An 18,014-nucleotide genomic window follows, 5' to 3' on the forward strand; every position below is an offset into this window, starting at 1 on the left:
CTCCAATTGGCTTTTTTGCACGGCTTCGCAAGCCCTTGCGAAGCGGATAGGCGGAAATCCGCCGCACCGCAGCATGGCAAAGAGAAAGTTCGGGAATTCGCGATTGACCGAAAGTTTATGTACATACATTATCGCCGAAACGTCACATCGCAACGCGGCGCGGAGAGCGGGGTGCAGGGGTTGGCAAGGCAAGGCCTGACCGGACAGGACCGCAGTGGCGGACCGGCTTCCCAGCCGGGCGATCCGGCGCAAGGCGGCCTGACCCTGGACGGCGCCCGCAACGGCACAATGGATGGCGCCCTGGACGGCCGCGGCCCCCTGTTCGACCAGATCAAGCGCGCCGTCGCCGGCCAGATACTGCGCGGACGCTGGCAAGCCGGTCAGCGACTTCCCAACGAGGCGGAACTGTCGAGCCTCTACGGCGTCTCCCGGCAGACCGTGCACAAGGCCATCGCCCTGCTGGCGCGGGAAGGGTTCCTGGTGCGCCGCCGCCGGGCCGGCACCTTCGTGGCAACCAGCCGCCGCGACCGCTTCGCCCTGCCCATCGAGGACATCGGCGACGTGGTGGCGCGGGAGGGGCATGTCTATGAATTCCGCATCCGCGACCGCAGGACACTTCGCAACGGCGAAGGCATCCGCTGGCCGGACCTGCCCGACGGAACGCCGATCCTGACGCTGGAGTGCCTGCATTTCAGCGACGGGACGCCGATCCAGCACGAACGCCGCCTCGTCAACCTCGACGTGGTGCCTGAGGTGATTGACGAACAGTTCGACGTCGTGGCACCCAGCCGCTGGCTGGTCGACCGGGTTCCCTGGTCGTCGGCCGACCACACCGTGCGGGCGGTCAATGCCACGGCGGAAATGGCGGCGCTGTTGGGGGTGGAGGCCGGCACGGCCTGCCTGTCGATCCGGCGGCAGACCATGCATCTCAGCCGGCCGGTGACGCTGGTGCATTTCCTGTCGGTGGGCGACCGCTTCAGCCTCAGCGGGTCGTCGATCACCGACAGCGCGACAGAGTTGAATTTGTAAACACAAAAGGACCGGCGACAGCCGCCGGCCGCAACAGGGGGTCCTTTCATGATGGAGAGCAAGGCTATGGTTCGGACGATGGTCAAGGCGGCGCTGTTGGGCGCCACGATGCTGGTCGCCGGTGCCGCCGCCGGCACGGCGATGGCCGATACGCTGGCCGACGTGAAGAAGGCCGGTGTCCTGACCGTCGCCACCGAGATGCAGTTCCCGCCCTTCGATTTCCTCGAGAACAACGAATACAAGGGCGTCGACCGCGACCTGATCGACGAGGTGGCGAAGGAACTGGGCGTCAAGGCCAAGTACATGGACCTGCCCTGGACCAGCGTGCTGCCCGGCCTGGAAGCCAAGAAGTTCGATCTGGTCATCGCCCCGGTGACGATCACCAAGGAGCGCATGAAGCGCTACACCTTCACCGTTCCGATTTCGGAGGCGACCGCCGCCCTGATGAAGCGCGCCGACGACAAGACCATCAACAAGCCGGAGGACATCGCCGGCAAGAAGGTCGGCGGCGGCAAGGGCACCTCGCAGCTGGCGCAGCTGAAGGAATACGGCCAGACCCTGCCGACCCCGCCGGACGTGCGTGAATATGTCGACAGCAACCAGTCCTACGCCGATCTGGCCGCCGGCCGCGTCGACGCCTCGGTCAACTCGCTGCCGAACCTGAACTTCGCCGCTGCCAAGCGCAAGGACACCTTCGCCGTCGTCCTGCCGCCCTTCGGCAAGCCGTCCTACTTCTCCTGGGTCGGCCGCCTGGACGAGAACGACAAGAGCCTGGTCGAGGCGGTCAACGCCGCCCTGGTGAAGATCCAGAAGGACGGCCGCATGGCGACCATCCAGAAGAAGTGGTTCGGAGTCTCGCAGGACCTGCCGACCACCGTTCCGGAACCGCAGCTGTAAGGGAACAGGTGGATCACCCCCTCTCCCCCCCGGGGAGAGGGGCGGGGTGAGGGGGAGGCACCGCGTGGCTTAGCGGGAAATGCGGAGCGCCACCCCCTCCCCCAACCTCCACCCATGCGTCCCCCTCACCCTAACCCTCTCCCCAGGGGGGAGAGGGGACAGGTCGCGGCTCCGCCGTAATCAAAGGCCCACTCGATGAAGTTCAGCGTCATCATCGACGCCCTTCCCTATCTGCTGGAGGCGGCCGTCACGACCATTTGGGTCTCGCTGCTCGGCGTGATGCTGGGGCAGGTGATCGGTGTCGTCGTCTGCGTGGCGCGCCAGTCCGGCGGCCGGGCGGCCGACATGGCCGGCGGCGTCTATGTCAGCTTCTTCCGCGGCGTGCCGCTGCTGATCCAGCTTCTGCTGATCTATTACATGCTGCCGCTGATCGGCATCGACGTGCCGCCGCTGGTCGCCTCCGTCGCAGCCCTCGGCCTCGCGTCCGGCGCCTATGTGTCGGAGATCTACCGCGGCGCGCTGAACGCCGTCCCGCATGGGCAATCGGAAGCGGCGCTGGCGCTGGGATTCCCCGGCCGGTCGATCTGGACGCGCATCCTGCTGCCGCAGGCCTTCCGCATCTCGGTTCCCGCGCTGGTCAACGAGCTGATCCTGCTGCTGAAGGCGTCCTCGCTGATCTCCGTCGTCGGGGTGGCGGAGCTGACGCGGACCAGCCAGACCATCTCGGCCAGCAACTACCGCCCGCTGGAGATCTATCTGGCGGCCGGCGTCATCTATCTGGTGATCAACGGCGCGCTGGCCCTGTTCGGCACGCTTGTCGAACGCCGCCTGCAACAGGCTTGAACCGATGTTGGACCTTTCCCTTCTCGTCCAGTACGGCCCGGCGCTGCTGCGCGGCTTCGGCGTCACCATCCTGTGCTGGGGGGCGGGCTGCCTCATCGGCATGGTGCTGGGCTTCGTGCTGATGCTGCTGCGGCAGTTGCCGGTGAAGCCGCTGCGTTGGGTCATCCGCGCCTATATCGAGGTGATCCGCGGCACGCCGTTCCTGATCCAGCTGTTCCTGCTCTACAGCGGCGGCCCGTCCATCGGCCTGCGGCTGGAGGCGACGACCGCCGGCATCCTCGGCCTCGGCATCTACGGCAGCGCATACTTTGCCGAGATTTTCCGCGCCGGCTATCAGGCGGTGCCGAAGGGACAGGTGGAAGCGGCGCTCAGCCTCGGCATGTCCTACGGCTCCATCCTGCGCCGGGTGATCGTGCCGGCCATGCTGGTGTCGACCATCCCGGCCATCGTCAACATGATGGCGATCCTGACCAAGGAGACGGTGGTGCTGTCGATCATCACCGTGCCGGAACTGATGTACGAGATGCAGACGATGGCGGCGGAGACCTTCGCCACCTTCGAGACCATCCTGGGGATGGCGCTGTTCTACTGGCTGCTGGTCGAGGTGGTGTCGCGCCTGGGCCGCCGGCTTGAGGCCCGCGTCACCCGTTTCCTGACCCATGCCTCGCCGCAGGGGTCGCCGACCGATACCGCAACCGCGAGGGCGTGATGACCGCCGCTTCCCATACCGCCACCCCGTTGCGCACCGGCGTCCAGGACGATGCCGTGCCGATGGTCTCGATCCGCGGCGTCGGCAAGAGCTTCGGCACCAACGAGGTGCTGCGCGACATCGATCTGACGGTCAACAGGTCGGAGGTCGTCTGCCTGATCGGCCCCAGCGGATCGGGCAAGAGCACGCTTCTGCGCTGCATCAACTTCCTGGAGGTCTACGACCGCGGCGAAATCCGCATCGAAGGCACGCTGGTCGGCTATACCGAGGACACGCCGCGCCGCCGCCTGTCGAACCGCGACCTGCGCAGCCTGCGCCGCAACGTCGGCATGGTGTTCCAGCAGTTCAACCTGTGGCCTCACATGACGGCGCTGGAGAATGTGGCGGAAGCGCTGGTACAGGTCCGCGGCATGGACAAGGCGTCGGCCGCCGCGCATGCCGGCCGGATGCTGGACCGCGTGGGTCTGGCCGCCAAGGCCGACAGCTATCCGGCCCGACTGTCCGGCGGACAGCAGCAGCGCGTCGCCATCGCCCGCGTCATCGCGATGGAACCCCACCTGATGCTGTTCGACGAGCCGACCTCTGCCCTCGACCCTGAACTGGTGGGCGAGGTGTTGCAGGTGATGCGCGATCTGGCGGCCGACGGCATGACCATGGTGGTGGTGACCCACGAGATGGGCTTCGCCGCCAATGTCGCCGACAAGGTGGCGTTCCTCGACCGCGGCCGTATCGCCGCCTTCGGCACCCCGCGCGAGGTCTTCCACGAATCCACCGAACCGCGGGTGCAGCAGTTCCTGCAGACGTATCATGAACGCAACAGTTTCTAGGGAGCCGTCCGGGGTCGAAATGCAATAGTGCCGGCCGGCGATGCGGCGCATCCCCCTTACGAGCGGGAAAGACATCGGCGATCTTGCCCGATCATCGCGGGATATGGCTAATTACCAGGGTGCCAGCTCCAAAAATGAGTGTTTCGCAGCACGAGCACGAACAGCAGCAGGTTAAATGACGGAGCGTTATTATGGGCAGGGCAGCTTCAGTGCTGCGCTGTATGACCTGATCGACGGCGTTCTGTGTCCGGAGAATGAAGCGGCATTCTACCGAGCGCTGGCGATCGGCACCGCAACGCCGATCCTGGACCTCGGTGCCGGAACCGGACGCCTGACATTCGCACTTGCCGAAGCCGGACACGACGTGATCGGCGTCGACCTCTCGCCCGACATGCTCTCCGTCGCCCGTCGCAAGCTGGACGCCGCCGATGAGGCGGTGAAAGGCCGCGTGTCCTTCATACAGTCGGATATTTGCGAACTGGACCTTGGCCGCCGCTTCGATCTCGCGATAACCCCCTACCGGACATTCAACTTTCTTTTGAGGGACAAAGACAGAAGCCGTTTCCTTCAGGCATTGTATCGGCATCTTTCCGAATCCGGTCGGGCGGTCATCGACACCTGGGGCGCCTCCGACGATAGCAGCCGTTTGCGCCCGGTCGTTCAGAACCGCAGGATGGTCGTCAAGCTGGAAGGCTCTCCCTTCAATGTCGCACGAACCTTCAAAAGCGACAGGACCGATCTTGAAAGGCAGATCACGGATTTCACCGTCAGTTATGAGATTTTGGACAAAGAGGACAGAGTTCTCAAAAGCAAGGATGAGTCGCTGGAATTGCGCTGGTGTTCGCCGGACGAGATGCGGGCACTGCTGATGGACCATGGATTCCATGTGTTGGCGGAATTGGGTGGTTTCGACGCGGTTCCCGCCACGACGCCGGGTGACCGACTGTGGATCGTTGAGCGTACGGGACGCCGCTGACGGTGAATGGGGCTCCCTTCCCCCTGGAACCCCGCCCGCAAACCGGCTAAGAACCTTTCGCACGCGCAACAGAACTGCAACGCGAAAGCCCCGTCGCTGTCGATGATCGAACTCCGGTCCGTCACCCACGCCTATGGCGACCGCCCAGTCCTGCACGACCTGTCGCTGCGGCTGGCGGAGCGGCGCATCGCCATCCTCGGCGGCAACGGCTCGGGCAAGAGCACGCTGGCCCGCCTGCTGAATGGCCTGATCCTGCCGACCGCCGGTGCCGTCACCGTCGACGGCCTTGACACCCGCAGCGACGGCCGCGCCGTCCGCCAGCGGGTCGGCTTCGTCTTCCAGAATCCCGACACGCAGATCGTCTATCCGACAGTGGAGGAAGACATCGCCTTCGGGCTGAAGGCGCGCAAGCTGCCGAAGGACGAGATCGCCCGCCGCGTCGCCGGGGCGCTGGAGCGCTACGGCCTCGCCCGCTACCGCCACCAGCCGGCCCACCAGATGAGCGGCGGCGAGAAGCAGCTGCTCGCCATCGCCGGGATGCTGGTGCTGGAACCGGCCTATGTGATCTTCGACGAGCCGACCACGCTGCTCGACCTGCGCAACCGCCGCAAGGTGATCGAGCTGCTGCGCGGGCTGCCGCAGACTGTGATCGTCGTCACCCACGATCTCGACATGATTGCGGATTTCGACCGGGCGCTGGTGCTGGAGGATGGCCGCGTCGTCGCCGACGGTCCCCCGACGGACACCGTGCCGGCGTACATCGAGCGGCTCGGCTGATGCTGGGGCTCTACCTGCATCGGGAATCTCCCGTCCACCGCCTGCCGGCGGGCGTCAAGCTGGGCGGGCTGCTGCTGGTGACGGTGGCGGTGCTGGCGCTGCCCGGTGCCTGGGGGGCGCTCGCCGCCGGACTGATCGGCGCCGCCATGCTTGTCGCGGCGAGGCTGCCGGCCGGGCGGGTGCTGGCGGAGCTGCGGGCGCCGGTCGTCATGCTGACCCTGCTGTTCGGCTTCCAGTCCCTGCTGGCCGGCGGCGGGTGGGAGGAGACCGTGGTCGCCGTCGCCCGCTTCGCCGCCCTGATCCTGCTGGCGACGCTGGTCACACTGACCACCCGCGTGATGGACATGGTCGATTTGTTCGAGCGGCTGTTCGGCCTGCTGCGACCGGTCGGGGTCAACCCGGCGAAGATGGCGCTGATGCTGGCCCTGACCATCCGCTTCATCCCGCTGCTGGGCGAACAGGTGCGCGAGGTGCGGATGGCACAGCGCGCCCGCGGCGTGGAACGCAACATAGCCGCCCTGTTCGTTCCGCTGCTGGTCAAGATCCTCACCATGGCCGATGATCTGACCGCCGCGCTGGAAGCGCGCGGCTACGACCCGGCGGATGCCGGATTCAAGAGCACCGAGACCAAAAACAGCACTCAACGATAAAGCCACCAGCCGAAGGAAGCGTCCATCATGCTGTCAACCCGCGACCTCGTCCTCTGCGCCCTGTTCGCCGCCCTGCTGGGCGGGCTTGGCATGGCGCCGCCGATCCCGCTCGGCTTCCTGCCGGTGCCGGTCACCGCGCAGACGCTGGGCGTCATGCTGGCCGGCACCATCCTGGGCGCCAAGCGCGGCGGCATCGCAGCATTGCTGTTCGTGCTGCTGGTCGCGGCCGGGCTGCCGCTGCTGGCGGGCGGGCGCGGCGGCATTGGCGTGCTGATGGGGCCGACCGGCGGCTTCGTGCTGTCCTGGCCGGTCGCCGCTTTCGTCACCGGCTGGCTGGCCGAGCGGTTCGCCACCAATGCCAACCCGATCCGCCTGTTCGCGGTCAGCGTCCTCGGCGGCATCCTGGTCGTCTATGCCGGCGGCATTCCGTGGCTGTCACTGGTCGCCGGCCTGCCGATCGAGAAGGCGCTGTTCGGCTCGATGGCCTTCGTGCCGGGCGACCTGATCAAGGCCGGCGTCGCCGCCGTCGCCGCCTCGGGCGTCCGCCGCGCCGGCATCCTCCCGATCCATGCCTGAGACCGTGGCGCCTGACCGACCCACGTTGGCCGGCAGCTATACCGGGGCGGACAACCTCGCCCGCCCCTTCGCGTTGGCCGTCGGACGGGCGCCCGGTCATCCGGCACTGATCTTCGGCGACGAGATGGTGTCCTACGGCACCCTGCTCAACCAAGTGCGGCGGGCGGGGGCGGGAGTGTCGGCCCTGCGCCGGGACGGAGCGCCGCCGCGCGTGGCGCTCAGCCTCGGCAACCGGGCGGAACTGCCGGCGCTGTTCTTCGGCATCGTCGCGGCCGGCGGAATCGTCGGACTGCTCGACCCGAAATGGAGCGCCTCGCAGACCGCCGCAGCCCTTGAGACCTTCCGTCCCGACCTGCACCTGACGACGGACACCGCCGCCGGCTGGATCGCGGCACAGCCGGCGGGCTGGAGCATCCCGGCGGTCGATCCGCAGACGCCTTTCCTGGTCGGCTTCACCTCCGGCACCACCGGGCGGCCGAAGGCCTTCATACGCAACCAGGGCTCCTGGCTGGCGACGCTGGAGGCGAGCCGGGTCGAGTTCGGCATCGGCACCGACGATATCGTTCTGGTGCCGGGACCTCTGGTCCATGGCCTGGGCCTCTATGGCGCGGTGGAGGGGCTGTCGGCCGGCGCCACTGTCCGGGTACAGCCGAAGTTCGACGCGGCGGATGCGGCGGCGCAACTGGCGACCTGCGGCGTCACCACGCTGGTGCTGGTGCCGACGATGCTGGTCGGCATCCTCGACGCGGCGGAGCGCGACGGCCGGCGCTTTCCGGCATTGCGCCGGGTGGTCTGTTCCGGCGCCAAGCTCGCCCCCGCGGTGCATGAGCGGCTGTCAGCGCTCTGCCCGGATGCCGCCGTGCTGGAATATTACGGCGCGTCGGAGCTGAGCTTCGTCAGCCTGCGCTCGTCGCGCGAAGGCGCCCCCGCCGACAGCGTCGGCCGCCCCTTCCACGGGGTGGAGTTGAGCCTGCGCGAACACGACGGCACTCCGGTGGAGCGCGGCCGGCCCGGCACCGTCTGGGTGCGCAGCGGCATGCTGAGCGACGGTTATCTCGGCACCACCGACGGCGCCGGCTATCGCGAGCAGGGCGGTTGGGGCACGGTCGGCGATTACGGCTGGATCGACGACGATGGCTGGCTCAGGCTGGTCGGCCGGGCCGGCGACATGGTCATCACCGGCGGCCTGAACGTCTACCCGGCGGAGGTCGAAGCGGTGCTGCGCGCCCACCCCATGGTGGCTGAGGCTGTGGTGTTCGGCCTGCCCGACCCCTATTGGGGCGACGCCCTGTCCGCCGTCGTCTGGTGGCGCGGGAATGGATGCGCCACGCTGGCCGACCTGCGCCATTGGTGCCAGGAGCGGCTGGAAGCCTACAAGGCCCCGCGCCGGGTCTTCGCGGCGGCCGACATGCCCCTGACCGGCAGCGGCAAGATCGCCCGCGCCGATGTCCGTGAGCTGGCCAAATCCGGCGGGTTGGAGGTGGTGGAATAATGATTGCCGATGCACTTCGCCTCCCCACCACCAAGCCCCTTCTCCCCCCTGGGGAGAAGGTTGGGATGAGGGGGTTCGGCGCAGCCGATGAGATCCTCGCCGCGCATCCCCCTCACCCTGACCCTCTCCCCGGGGGGGGAGAGGGGAAGCCAGGGGGGTAGCGCATGACCCGTCCAATCATCGTCGCCGCACGCCGCACGCCGGTCGGCCGCATCGGCGGCAGCTTGCGGGAGCTTCCGGTCGAAGACCTCGCCGCCCCGGTCATCCGCGCGGTGCTGTCCGACGCCGGCCTTGATGCGGCGGAGGTGGACGAGGTGCTGCTGGGCAACGCAGTCGGGCCGGGCGGCAACGTCGCGCGGCTGTCGGCGCTGGCGGCCGGGCTACCGGTGTCGGTGCCCGGCGTCACGGTGGACCGGCAGTGCGGGTCGGGGCTGGAGGCGATCAACCTCGCCGCTCGGCTGGTGCAGTCCGGCGCCTGCGACGTCGTCCTCGCCGGCGGGGTAGAGAGCACCAGCACCGCACCGTGGCGCGTCGCCAAGCCGTCCAGCCTCTACCGCAGCCCGACCTTCTACGACCGCGCCCGCTTCGCTCCCGACGAGATCGGCGACCCGTCGATGATCGAAGCGGCGGAGAATGTCGCCGCCGCCCACGGCATCGGCCGCGCCCGCCAGGACCGCTACGCCCTGGACAGTCACCGCAAGGCCGTCGCCGCGCAAGCCGCCGGACGGTTCGACCGCGAGATCGTGCCGCTCACCCTGCGCGACGGCCGCATCATTGACCGCGACGAGTGCCCGCGCGCCGACACCAGCCTTGAGAAATTGACGGCCCTGCGCCCCATCCTGCGGGCCGACGGCACGGTGACCGCCGGCAACGCCTGCCCGGTCAATGACGGCGCCGCCGTCGTGGCGGTGGTGTCGGAACGGAAATTCCGCGCGCTCGGCCTGACCAAAGGGCTGGCAGTGGTCGACAGCACGGCGGCGGGGGTGGACCCCAAACTGCTCGGCACCGGCCCGATCCCGGCGGTGACGAAGCTGCTGGCCCGCAATCCCGGTCTGTCCGTCGCCGACATCGACCTCGTCGAGTTCAACGAGGCCTTCGCCGCCCAGGTGCTGGCCAGCCTCGACGCGCTCGCCATCGACCCGGCGCGGGTGTCGGTCGGCGGCGGCGCGCTGGCGCTCGGCCATCCCTATGGCGCGTCGGGGGCAATCCTGGTGACGCGCCTGTTCACCGAGCTGCTGTTCCCGGCGGCGGGTACCACGCCCAGCCGGGGCCTCGCCACGCTCGGCATCGGCGGCGGGCTGGGGCTCGCCACACTTCTGGAGCCAGTTTGAATGACCAGCGCCGCCGCGGCCGGGGATAGTTTCCGGTCGGCCTTCCGTCACCGCGCCTTTGCCCTGTTCTGGAGCGCGCGGGTTTGTTCGATGCTGGCGATCCAGATGCAGGTGGTGGCGGTCGGCTGGCAGGTCTATGCCATGACCGGCGACCCGCTCGACCTCGGGCTGGTCGGGCTGTTCCAGTTCTTGCCCACACTGGCCCTGGTGCTGGTCGCCGGCCATGTGGTCGACAACAACGACCGCAAGACGGTGCTGTTCGGCGCCCTGTCGATCGAGATGATCGCGGTCGCCGCCCTGTTCCTGCTGACCATGGCCGGCGCGCTGTCGCCCCACGCGATCTTCGCCGTGGTGGCGCTGATCGGCCTCGCCAAGTCCTTCGAGGGGCCGGCCAACCAGGCGATCCTGTCGGCGACTGTCCCGGTGGAGGATCTGCCCAACGCCGTCGCCTGGCAATCGTCGGGGGTGCAGGTGGCGCAGATCTCCGGGCCGGCGCTGGGCGGACTGCTCTACATCGCCGGGCCGGCGGCGGTCTACGGCGTCAGCACGGCGATGCTGGTGCTGTCGGTCCTGCTGATCGCCGCCTGCCGGCCGCGCCCCGTCACCATGACCAAGCGCGCCATGAGCCTGACGAGCATGCTGGCCGGTGCCGCCTTCATCCGCAGCCGGCCGGAGATCCTGGGCGCCATCTCGCTCGACCTCTTCGCCGTCCTGCTCGGCGGGGCGACGGCGCTGCTGCCGATCTATGCGCGCGACGTTCTGCATGTCGGGCCGTGGGGGCTCGGCCTGCTGCGCTCCGCCCCGGCGCTGGGGGCGCTCGCCATGGCAATGGTCATCACCCGCTGGGGTGTGAAGCGCCATGCCGGGCGCTGGATGCTGGTCGCCGTCGCCGGGTTCGGAGTCGCCACCATCGCCTTCGGCCTGTCGGCCGATCCGGTGCTGTCCTTCATCGCCCTTCTGGCGGTCGGCGCCACCGATCAGGTCAGCATGTTCGTCCGCCAAACCCTGATCCAGCTGTCCACTCCCGACGAAATGCGCGGCCGGGTCGGCGCCGTCACCTCGCTGTTCATCGGTGCCTCCAACCAGTTGGGCGAGTTCGAATCCGGCAGCGTGGCGGCCCTGGTCGGCGCGGTCCCCGCGGTGGTTCTGGGCGGGGTCGGCGCCATGGGGTTGGCCGGGCTGTGGACGGTGATGTTCCCGGCCCTGCGCCGGGTGGACAGGCTGCTGGGGCGGTAGACGTATCCACACGTCGGAAGCGAAATTTACTCGTACACTCTCGACATTCTAAGATTGCGCATTTACCCTTTTGAGCAAGCCCTAAAGGTCGCCGCTTCCAACCGGTGGCGTGAAGGCGACCGTAGAATGGGATAGGCGATGGTGACGCAGGGCACGGTGATGCCGCCCTTGAGATCAGCTGCCGCAGAATATCCCGTCAGCCATACTTCCACCGGATTTCTCGAGGACCCACAATGACCACTGTCGTCGCGAATGTTTCGATCAATTTATCGGGGTCCGGAGATTCCGCCGGTATCGTTTACGACAATTACTCGCTTCTTACGCAAAATTCTTCGCAGATTGCGTTCCGTTATACGCTGAACGGGGCGCCGGTGATGGACATTACCGTCAACGGTTCGTTCAACATCACCGACTACAATGCGTCCGGAAGAATAACTTCCATGTCGGCCACCCTGCCCGGTGGAAGCTCTCTGCTGTCATTCAGCAATGTCAACATCAGCTTTTCCAGCATCTACAGTCTATCCTATGCACTGACCACCCAGAACATCCTGTCCGGCAGCGACCAGATCTTTGGATCGTCCTATGCCGACACGCTCTATGGATATAATGGAAACGATTATATCAGCGGCGGCGGCGGTGATGATCTGATCAACGGCGGGTATGGAGTCGATACGATCGACGGAGGTGACGGCGTCGATACGGTCATCTCCAGCCAGAGCTATGCGCCCAGTAAACTGATGAGCTACGGCGGCCAGTCCGCGATCATCGACCGCCTCAATGGGTCCGATCTGATTCGGAATGTCGAGTATATCCGGTTTTCCGACCGCACGGTCTCGACCTCCAGCGCGACCACCTTCGACGCGATGAGCTATCTCGCGGCCAACCGTGACTTGGCGGCCGCGTTCGGAACCGACGGCACGGCTGCCTTCTACCATTACGTGCAGACCGGGCACCTCGAAAACCGGTCGACGACATTTGATGCCGCAAGCTATCTGGCCGCAAACCGCGATCTTGCTGCTGCATTCGGCACGAACACCGCGGCTGCGACGGAGCATTACATTGTTCTCGGCCGGTCGGAAGGGCGCAGCACCACGTTCAACGCCATGAGCTATATCGCAGCGAACCCGGATCTGATCCGGGCGTTCGGCACCGACACGACTGCCGCGGCGTTGCACTATGCCCGCACCGGGCGCCTGGAAGGACGGACGACCACTTTCAACGCGGCAGCCTATCTGGCGCGCAATCCCGATGTGCAGCGTGCCTTGGGCAGCACCGAGGCGGCTGCGGCCACCCATTACGTACAGTTCGGATACCGCGAAGGGCGCTCCACCGTTCCGCTGACCACCACTGGACGGGCGGCTCCGATGCTTGAGGCGGATGGCTTGTCCGGAACGCTGGCAGCGATCTCCTAAGCGGACGTGCGGCGATGCGGCGGGCATCCACCGTGCCCGCCGCATCGCCTGACGATTCACAGATACCGGATCGTCACCTTGTCCGCAGCCTGCTTGGCCCGCGCCCGCGCGTCGTCGGTGTCGGTGCCGGTGCCGGTGGCGAGCGCCACGCCCATGCGGCGATTCTTGCGGGTGGTAGGCTTGCCGAACAGGCGGACGTCGACCTCCTGCTCCGCCGACCCGAGGCGCAGCGCGTCGGCCAGCCCCTCGATGCGGAAATTCTCGGCCTCGCGGTCGGCCAGGATGACGGCCGACGCCGACGGGGCACTGCAGACGATGTTCGGGATCGGCAGGCCCAGGATGGCGCGGGCGTGCAGTTCGAATTCCGACAGGTTCTGCGACAGCAGCGTGACCATGCCGGTGTCGTGCGGGCGCGGCGACAGCTCGGAGAAAATGACTTCGTCGGCGGTCACGAAGAACTCGACGCCGAAGATGCCGTAGCCGCCGAGATTGTCGACGACGCGCGCCGCCATCGCCTTGGCGTCGTCCAGCATCGCCTGCGGCATGGCGACCGGCTGCCAGGATTCCTGATAGTCGCCGCGCTCCTGCCGGTGGCCGATCGGCTCGCAATAGAGGATGCCGTCGCGGGTGCGGACGGTCAGCAGGGTGATCTCGTACTCGAAGGGGACGAACTCCTCCACGATCACCTTGCGGCGGTCGCCGCGCATGTTCGCCACCGCATAGTCCCAGGCGGCCTCCAGCCCGGCGGCGTCCTGCACCGTGCTCTGCCCCTTGCCGGAAGAGGACATCACCGGCTTGACGACACAGGGGAATCCGGTGTGCTTCGCCCCGGCACGGACCTCCTCCAGGCTCTCGGCATAGCGGTAGCGCGAGGTGCGCAGGCCCAGTTCGGTCGCGGCGACCTCGCGGATACGGTCGCGGTTCATCGTCATGGTGGCGGCGCGGGCCGACGGGACGACGGTGGTGCCGGCATCCTCGAACTCGTGCAGCACCTCGGTGCGGATCGCCTCCACCTCCGGCACGATATAGTCGGGGCGGTGCTTGGCGATGGCGGCGCGCAGGGCGTCGGCGTCCAGCATGGAGAACACCTCCGCCGCGTCGGCGACCTGCATCGCCGGGGCGTTGGCGTAGCTGTCGCAGGCGATGACCTCGCAACCCAGCCGCTTGGCCGCGATGACGAATTCCTTGCCCAACTCCCCGGAGCCGAGCAGAAGGATCCTGGCGGTGAACATCCACGCACTCCCCGTATTGGCGACAGCAGCCCGACCATAGGGCTTCACGCCGGCCGGGCCAAGCCCCGCCGCAAGTCTTTCGTATGCACCGGCCGGGCGGAAGCGATGCGGAGCAAAAGTTTCTAAAAAGAAATTATAATGGTAACGGATGAAAAACGCCGCTCATGTGTTCGTGCCTAAATGAAGCCCTATTCCGGGAGGCGGCGATGGGAACGGTGGCACGGCGCGGAGGTTTCGGCGGCAGGACCGTGATGGCCGCTTGTCTGGCGGTGTCGCTGGCCTTGCCCGGCTGCGCCGGCAACGGCAACGACGACATGGCGGGCGCCCTGCTGATCGGCGCCGCCGTGGTCGGGTTGGGCGTGCTGGCCGCGACCGCCGGCGATGACGACGACGGCGATTACAACCGCGGCCGGCACCATCACCGTCGCGGCGGCTACGACAATGGCGGCTATTACGGCAACGGCTATGACACCGGATACCGAAGCCGGGGCCGCGGCGGCTACAGTCGCTATGCCGGCAACGGCCGGTGCGACGACGCGCGCTACCGCACCTCCAACGGCGGGCGGGCGGAGGCCGGGACCGACGAATGGGACTGCCGCCGTTTCGGCGACGGCCGCAAATGACCGGTCAGCGCCGCCGTCCCTCCAGGTTCTTCCGGGCGATGCCGGCGATGATCAGCAGGAAGGCCAGCAGGCGCAACACATAGACCCAGCTCTGCTCCTCCCGCTCCAGCCCGCCCAGCGCCAGCACGATCTGGTTGGTCGCCAGCAGCGCAAAGGCCAATGCGAAGCTGGCGAACAGCGCATCGCGCGTCCGTCTCCAGAAGCTGAGAAAGAACAGCCCCGCGACCGCATACAGCGCTGCCAGCGCCCCGGTGAAGAAACTGTAGGTGGTTGGCAACATCACTCGGCATCCCAGATGAAGCCGTACAGCAGGACCCCGACCCCGGCCAGGGCGGAGAGATGGCGGAACGGCAGCAGGTCGACCTCCGTCGGCAGCACGACGACGTCGATGAACAGCAGCAGGTTGTTGATCGCCAGCCCGACGAAGCACAGCGTGCTCCACAGCAGCAGGCGGCTGTGCGACCGCAGGTAACTGCGCAGCAGCAGGACCATGCACAGCAGGCTGGCGGCAAAGCACAGCAGATAGACCGCCGACTTCAGGACATCCATGTCAGCGCCCTTCTTTCCCTCTCCCCGGCGGGGAGGGGAGTCGATACAGGTCGAGGGAAGAAACTCTCGAAACAGCCATCGTCTCTGTCCAGTAAGTCTCAATCATTGAGGCGGAACCTGAAGGAGTCGGCAAAGATCTGCACCTTGTTGCCGGGTGCCGCGAAAATCTCGCGGATGATGGCGGACGGACGGGTGGCATAGGCCTGCGCGATCTCCTCAACCCATTTGTCGAGGACCGGGGCGGCGGGCTGGTAGCGGTGACGGCCGTCCGCCAACGCCACCAGAAGCCCGGCCCCGAGAAAGCCGCCCAGCGCCTCCTGAACCACCACGTCGCTGCCGCGCAGCTCCCTCACGAGGTCGCCGTTCGACCAGTCGCGATCGGGATGCCGGCGCAACAGCAAAAGCAGTTCCAGCGCCCAAACGGATCGGATGGAGCTTCTGAGCAGGGTAAGCGCGTCGTCGGACAAAACCATGAACCGGAACCTGACCTGATATGCACAACCGGCGGCGTGGGGCGGCGCCGCCCTCGATCCCCCTCATCATCCCCGGACGGCCTCCGCCGGGGCGAGAGGGGACTGCAAATCCAGCGCGCGCCGCAGGGCACGGGCCAGAACGCCGTCGCGATAAGGCTTCGGCAACGTTTCCGCACGGCCCAGCACGGCCCCCAGCACGGCGCCGGGATCGGTGGCGCTGCCGGTGTCGGCGGATGCGCCGGCCTCCGGTTCCGGCGCACTGGTTCCGTTGGCATAGCCCGACGCGAACAGCACCCGCAGCGAGGGATGGCGGCGCAGACCCTCCAGCGCCAGTTCGCGCCCGTTCAGCCCGCCGGGCATCACGATGTCGGTGAACAGAAGATCGACCGGCTGCCGGTCCAGCAGGGTCAGCGCCGCCTCCGCCCCGTCGGCCTCCAGCACGCGGTATCCCAGCGCCGTCACCGCCTGGACGGCAACCGCCCGCACGTCGGCGTCGTCATCCACCACCAGCACCGTCTCGCCACGACCGGCGAAGGCCTCGTCGGTACCGTCCTCGTCCGGAGCGGGGCCTTGCGCGGCGTCCATCGCCGCCCGCGGCAGATAGAGGCGGAAGGTGGTGCCGGTACCGGGAATGCTGTCGATGCCGATCAGTCCGCCCGACTGCTTGACGAAGCCATGGATCATGGCAAGGCCGAGGCCGGTGCCCTTCCCCGTCTCCTTGGTGGTGAAGAAGGGCTCGAAGGCGCGCTCCAGCACGTCCGGCGGCATGCCGCATCCGCTGTCCGACACCGACAGCAGGATATAGTCGCCGGCCGGCACCGACATGCCATGCGCCGTCTGCGGCTCACCGAATCGGCTGTTCGCGGTGCGGATGCGCAGGGTGCCGCCGCCGGGCATGGCGTCGCGGGCGTTGATGACGAGATTAAGCAAGGCCGATTCCGCCTGCGACCGGTCGACCGACGCCGTCCACAACGGCTCGGCATCGGCCGGGGGCGCCTCGATGGCGATGGCGACGGCGCCGCCCAGCGTCCGCTCCATCAGCTCGCCCATGCCGGCGACCAGCGCGCCGAGGTCCACCGGCTCCGGGTGAAGCTGCTGGCGCCGGGCGAAGGTCAGCAGCCGCCGCGTCATGTCGGAACAGCGCAGCGCCGCCTGCAGCGCCATCTCCGCCCGCCGCGCCGCCTTGGGATCGTCGGCGAGGCCGGGGACCAGACGCTCCAGGCTGCCGATCACCACCATCAGCATGTTGTTGAAATCGTGGGCGATGCCGCCGGTCAACCGGCCGACCATCTCCATCTTCTGCGCATGGGCGAGCTGCTGCTGGGCCTGGCGGGTCTCGGTCACGTCCATGATGGTGCCGAACAGCTCGGTCGGCACGCCGTCCTCGTCGCGCACGACGACGGCCTGATCCAGCAGGTGGCGTTCGCCCCCGTCCGGGCCGCGCCAGCGATATTCCACCATGGTCAGCCCGGTCTCATGGACCGATTCCAACTGGCGCAGCACGCGGCTGCGGTCGTCCGGATGCAGACCGCTTTCCCAGAATTGCGGATCCTCGATGAAGCGGGCGGCGGGGCAGCCCAGCACCGTTTCGGTGGTGTCCGACAGGTAGCGGAAGGGCATGCCCGGCGTCAGGTCGGCAACATAGAGAACGATGGGGAGCTGGCCCAGGATCAGCGCCTGCCGCTCCTCCGACCGGCGCAACGCCTGTTCGGCCTGCCGCATCTCGCGCCGCACCCGCTCGTTCTCGTCCAGCAGGCGCTGCTTCGCCTCGACCTCGCGCTTCACCTCCTCGGTCTTGCGATAGAGATCGACGAAGACCGCCACCTTGCATTTCAGGATCAGCGGGTCGACCGGCTTGAACATGTAATCCACGGCGCCGGTGGCATAGCCGCGGAAGATGTGCGTCTCGTCCTTGTTGATGGCGGTCAGGAAGATAATCGGGATGTGGCGCGACTTCTCGCGCAGGCGGATCAGCTCCGCCGTCTCGTAGCCGTCCATGCCCGGCATGTGGACGTCCAGCAGGATCAGGGCGAAGTCCTGGCGCAGCAGATGCTTCAGAGCCTCCTCGCCAGAGCGGGCGAGCACAAGCTGCGCCCCCAGATCCTCCAGCGTCTCGCGCACGGCGAACAGGTTCCGCGGGTCGTCGTCGACGATCAGGATCGCGACGTCCGCCTTGTCGGGCTGGGGATTCGAATCGCTGGTCATGGTTCCGCTTTCCCAACCCGCGGGGACGGCAGTCGGGCCGGCGGGGGGTGGCACCGGAGTCACGTCGGGTGCAGGGGCCGCCGGCAAAAACGTCTGGCGAACGGCATCCTCGCCGGGCGTCGGGACGCTGGTGGTGCCGAGCAGGGTCGACCGCTGAACCGGCGGTACCGGAGAAGC

19 protein-coding genes are annotated in these 18,014 nt (G+C 67.5%); 14 read left to right on the forward strand and 5 right to left on the reverse strand.

Going from position 1 to position 18,014, the window contains the following annotated elements:
- Window positions 1-171: 171 nt before the first annotated feature.
- The 13 genes from PWS46_RS20995 (at window position 172) to PWS46_RS21055 (ending at window position 12,755) form a co-directional block, all read left to right on the forward strand.
- Entirely contained in the window at window positions 172-1,029 is an 858-nt protein-coding gene (locus PWS46_RS20995) for a GntR family transcriptional regulator (protein WP_434623295.1), read from the forward strand.
- 66 nt (window positions 1,030-1,095) lie between these two features.
- On the forward strand, window positions 1,096-1,926 hold the full coding sequence (locus PWS46_RS21000; protein WP_434623296.1) for a transporter substrate-binding domain-containing protein: 831 nt from the start codon (window positions 1,096-1,098) through the stop codon (window positions 1,924-1,926).
- 195 nt (window positions 1,927-2,121) lie between these two features.
- Window positions 2,122-2,769: an amino acid ABC transporter permease gene (locus tag PWS46_RS21005; protein WP_434623297.1), complete on the forward strand. Its 648-nt coding sequence runs from the start codon at window positions 2,122-2,124 to the stop codon at window positions 2,767-2,769.
- Window positions 2,770-2,773: 4 nt separating this feature from the next.
- Window positions 2,774-3,478, forward strand: coding sequence for an amino acid ABC transporter permease (locus PWS46_RS21010; protein WP_434623298.1), 705 nt, complete (start codon window positions 2,774-2,776; stop codon window positions 3,476-3,478).
- Window positions 3,478-4,305, forward strand: a complete 828-nt coding sequence (locus PWS46_RS21015; protein WP_434623299.1) for an amino acid ABC transporter ATP-binding protein — start codon at window positions 3,478-3,480, stop codon at window positions 4,303-4,305. The genes PWS46_RS21010 and PWS46_RS21015 overlap by 1 nt, the downstream gene beginning before the upstream one ends.
- Before the next feature lie 175 nt (window positions 4,306-4,480).
- Window positions 4,481-5,281 (forward strand): class I SAM-dependent methyltransferase, encoded by an 801-nt coding sequence (locus tag PWS46_RS21020; protein ID WP_434623300.1) that lies wholly within the window; start codon window positions 4,481-4,483, stop codon window positions 5,279-5,281.
- A 102-nt stretch (window positions 5,282-5,383) separates the two neighbouring features.
- Complete coding sequence (locus PWS46_RS21025) at window positions 5,384-6,058, forward strand: energy-coupling factor ABC transporter ATP-binding protein (protein ID WP_434623301.1); 675 nt, start codon at window positions 5,384-5,386, stop codon at window positions 6,056-6,058.
- The gene (locus tag PWS46_RS21030) at window positions 6,058-6,708 is read left to right on the forward strand and encodes an energy-coupling factor transporter transmembrane component T family protein (RefSeq protein WP_434623302.1); all 651 of its coding nucleotides are present in this window, start codon (window positions 6,058-6,060) and stop codon (window positions 6,706-6,708) included. The genes PWS46_RS21025 and PWS46_RS21030 overlap by 1 nt, the downstream gene beginning before the upstream one ends.
- Window positions 6,709-6,735: 27 nt before the next feature.
- Window positions 6,736-7,284, forward strand: coding sequence for a biotin transporter BioY (locus tag PWS46_RS21035; protein WP_434623303.1), 549 nt, complete (start codon window positions 6,736-6,738; stop codon window positions 7,282-7,284).
- The gene (locus tag PWS46_RS21040) at window positions 7,277-8,776 is read left to right on the forward strand and encodes a class I adenylate-forming enzyme family protein (protein ID WP_434623304.1); all 1,500 of its coding nucleotides are present in this window, start codon (window positions 7,277-7,279) and stop codon (window positions 8,774-8,776) included. Before PWS46_RS21035 ends, PWS46_RS21040 begins: the two co-directional genes overlap by 8 nt.
- Before the next feature lie 164 nt (window positions 8,777-8,940).
- Window positions 8,941-10,107 (forward strand): thiolase family protein, encoded by a 1,167-nt coding sequence (locus tag PWS46_RS21045; RefSeq protein WP_434623305.1) that lies wholly within the window; start codon window positions 8,941-8,943, stop codon window positions 10,105-10,107.
- Complete coding sequence (locus PWS46_RS21050; protein ID WP_434623306.1) at window positions 10,108-11,343, forward strand: MFS transporter; 1,236 nt, start codon at window positions 10,108-10,110, stop codon at window positions 11,341-11,343. It begins immediately after the preceding gene.
- Between the two features lie 233 nt (window positions 11,344-11,576).
- On the forward strand, window positions 11,577-12,755 hold the full coding sequence (locus PWS46_RS21055; RefSeq protein ID WP_434623307.1) for a calcium-binding protein: 1,179 nt from the start codon (window positions 11,577-11,579) through the stop codon (window positions 12,753-12,755).
- A 56-nt stretch (window positions 12,756-12,811) separates the two neighbouring features.
- Here PWS46_RS21055 and purT read toward each other — a convergent pair whose 3' ends face one another.
- On the reverse strand, window positions 12,812-13,987 hold the full coding sequence (gene purT, locus PWS46_RS21060; protein WP_434623308.1) for a formate-dependent phosphoribosylglycinamide formyltransferase: 1,176 nt from the start codon (window positions 13,985-13,987) through the stop codon (window positions 12,812-12,814).
- A gap of 251 nt (window positions 13,988-14,238) precedes the next feature.
- Between purT and PWS46_RS21065 the strand changes: the two genes are divergently transcribed.
- Entirely contained in the window at window positions 14,239-14,610 is a 372-nt protein-coding gene (locus PWS46_RS21065) for a hypothetical protein (protein ID WP_434623309.1), read from the forward strand.
- Window positions 14,611-14,614: 4 nt separating this feature from the next.
- Here the strand turns inward: PWS46_RS21065 and PWS46_RS21070 are convergent, their stop codons facing one another.
- The 4 genes from PWS46_RS21070 to PWS46_RS21085 all read right to left on the reverse strand — a co-directional run bounded on the left by PWS46_RS21070 (window position 14,615) and on the right by PWS46_RS21085 (window position 17,837).
- Complete coding sequence (locus PWS46_RS21070) at window positions 14,615-14,890, reverse strand: DUF5985 family protein (protein ID WP_295837151.1); 276 nt, start codon at window positions 14,888-14,890, stop codon at window positions 14,615-14,617.
- The gene (locus tag PWS46_RS21075; RefSeq protein WP_434623310.1) at window positions 14,890-15,159 is read right to left on the reverse strand and encodes a DUF5985 family protein; all 270 of its coding nucleotides are present in this window, start codon (window positions 15,157-15,159) and stop codon (window positions 14,890-14,892) included. Before PWS46_RS21075 ends, PWS46_RS21070 begins: the two co-directional genes overlap by 1 nt.
- 98 nt (window positions 15,160-15,257) lie before the next feature.
- Window positions 15,258-15,632 carry a hypothetical protein gene (locus PWS46_RS21080; RefSeq protein WP_434623311.1) on the reverse strand — a complete coding sequence of 125 codons (375 nt, stop codon included), beginning with the start codon at window positions 15,630-15,632 and terminating at the stop codon, window positions 15,258-15,260.
- Window positions 15,633-15,698: 66 nt separating this feature from the next.
- Window positions 15,699-17,837, reverse strand: coding sequence for a response regulator (locus tag PWS46_RS21085; RefSeq protein ID WP_434623312.1), 2,139 nt, complete (start codon window positions 17,835-17,837; stop codon window positions 15,699-15,701).
- Window positions 17,838-18,014 lie beyond the last annotated feature (177 nt).

It is taken from the genome of Azospirillum sp. B2RO_4 (assembly GCF_051124815.1).
Classification (GTDB): Bacteria; Pseudomonadota; Alphaproteobacteria; order Azospirillales; family Azospirillaceae; genus Azospirillum.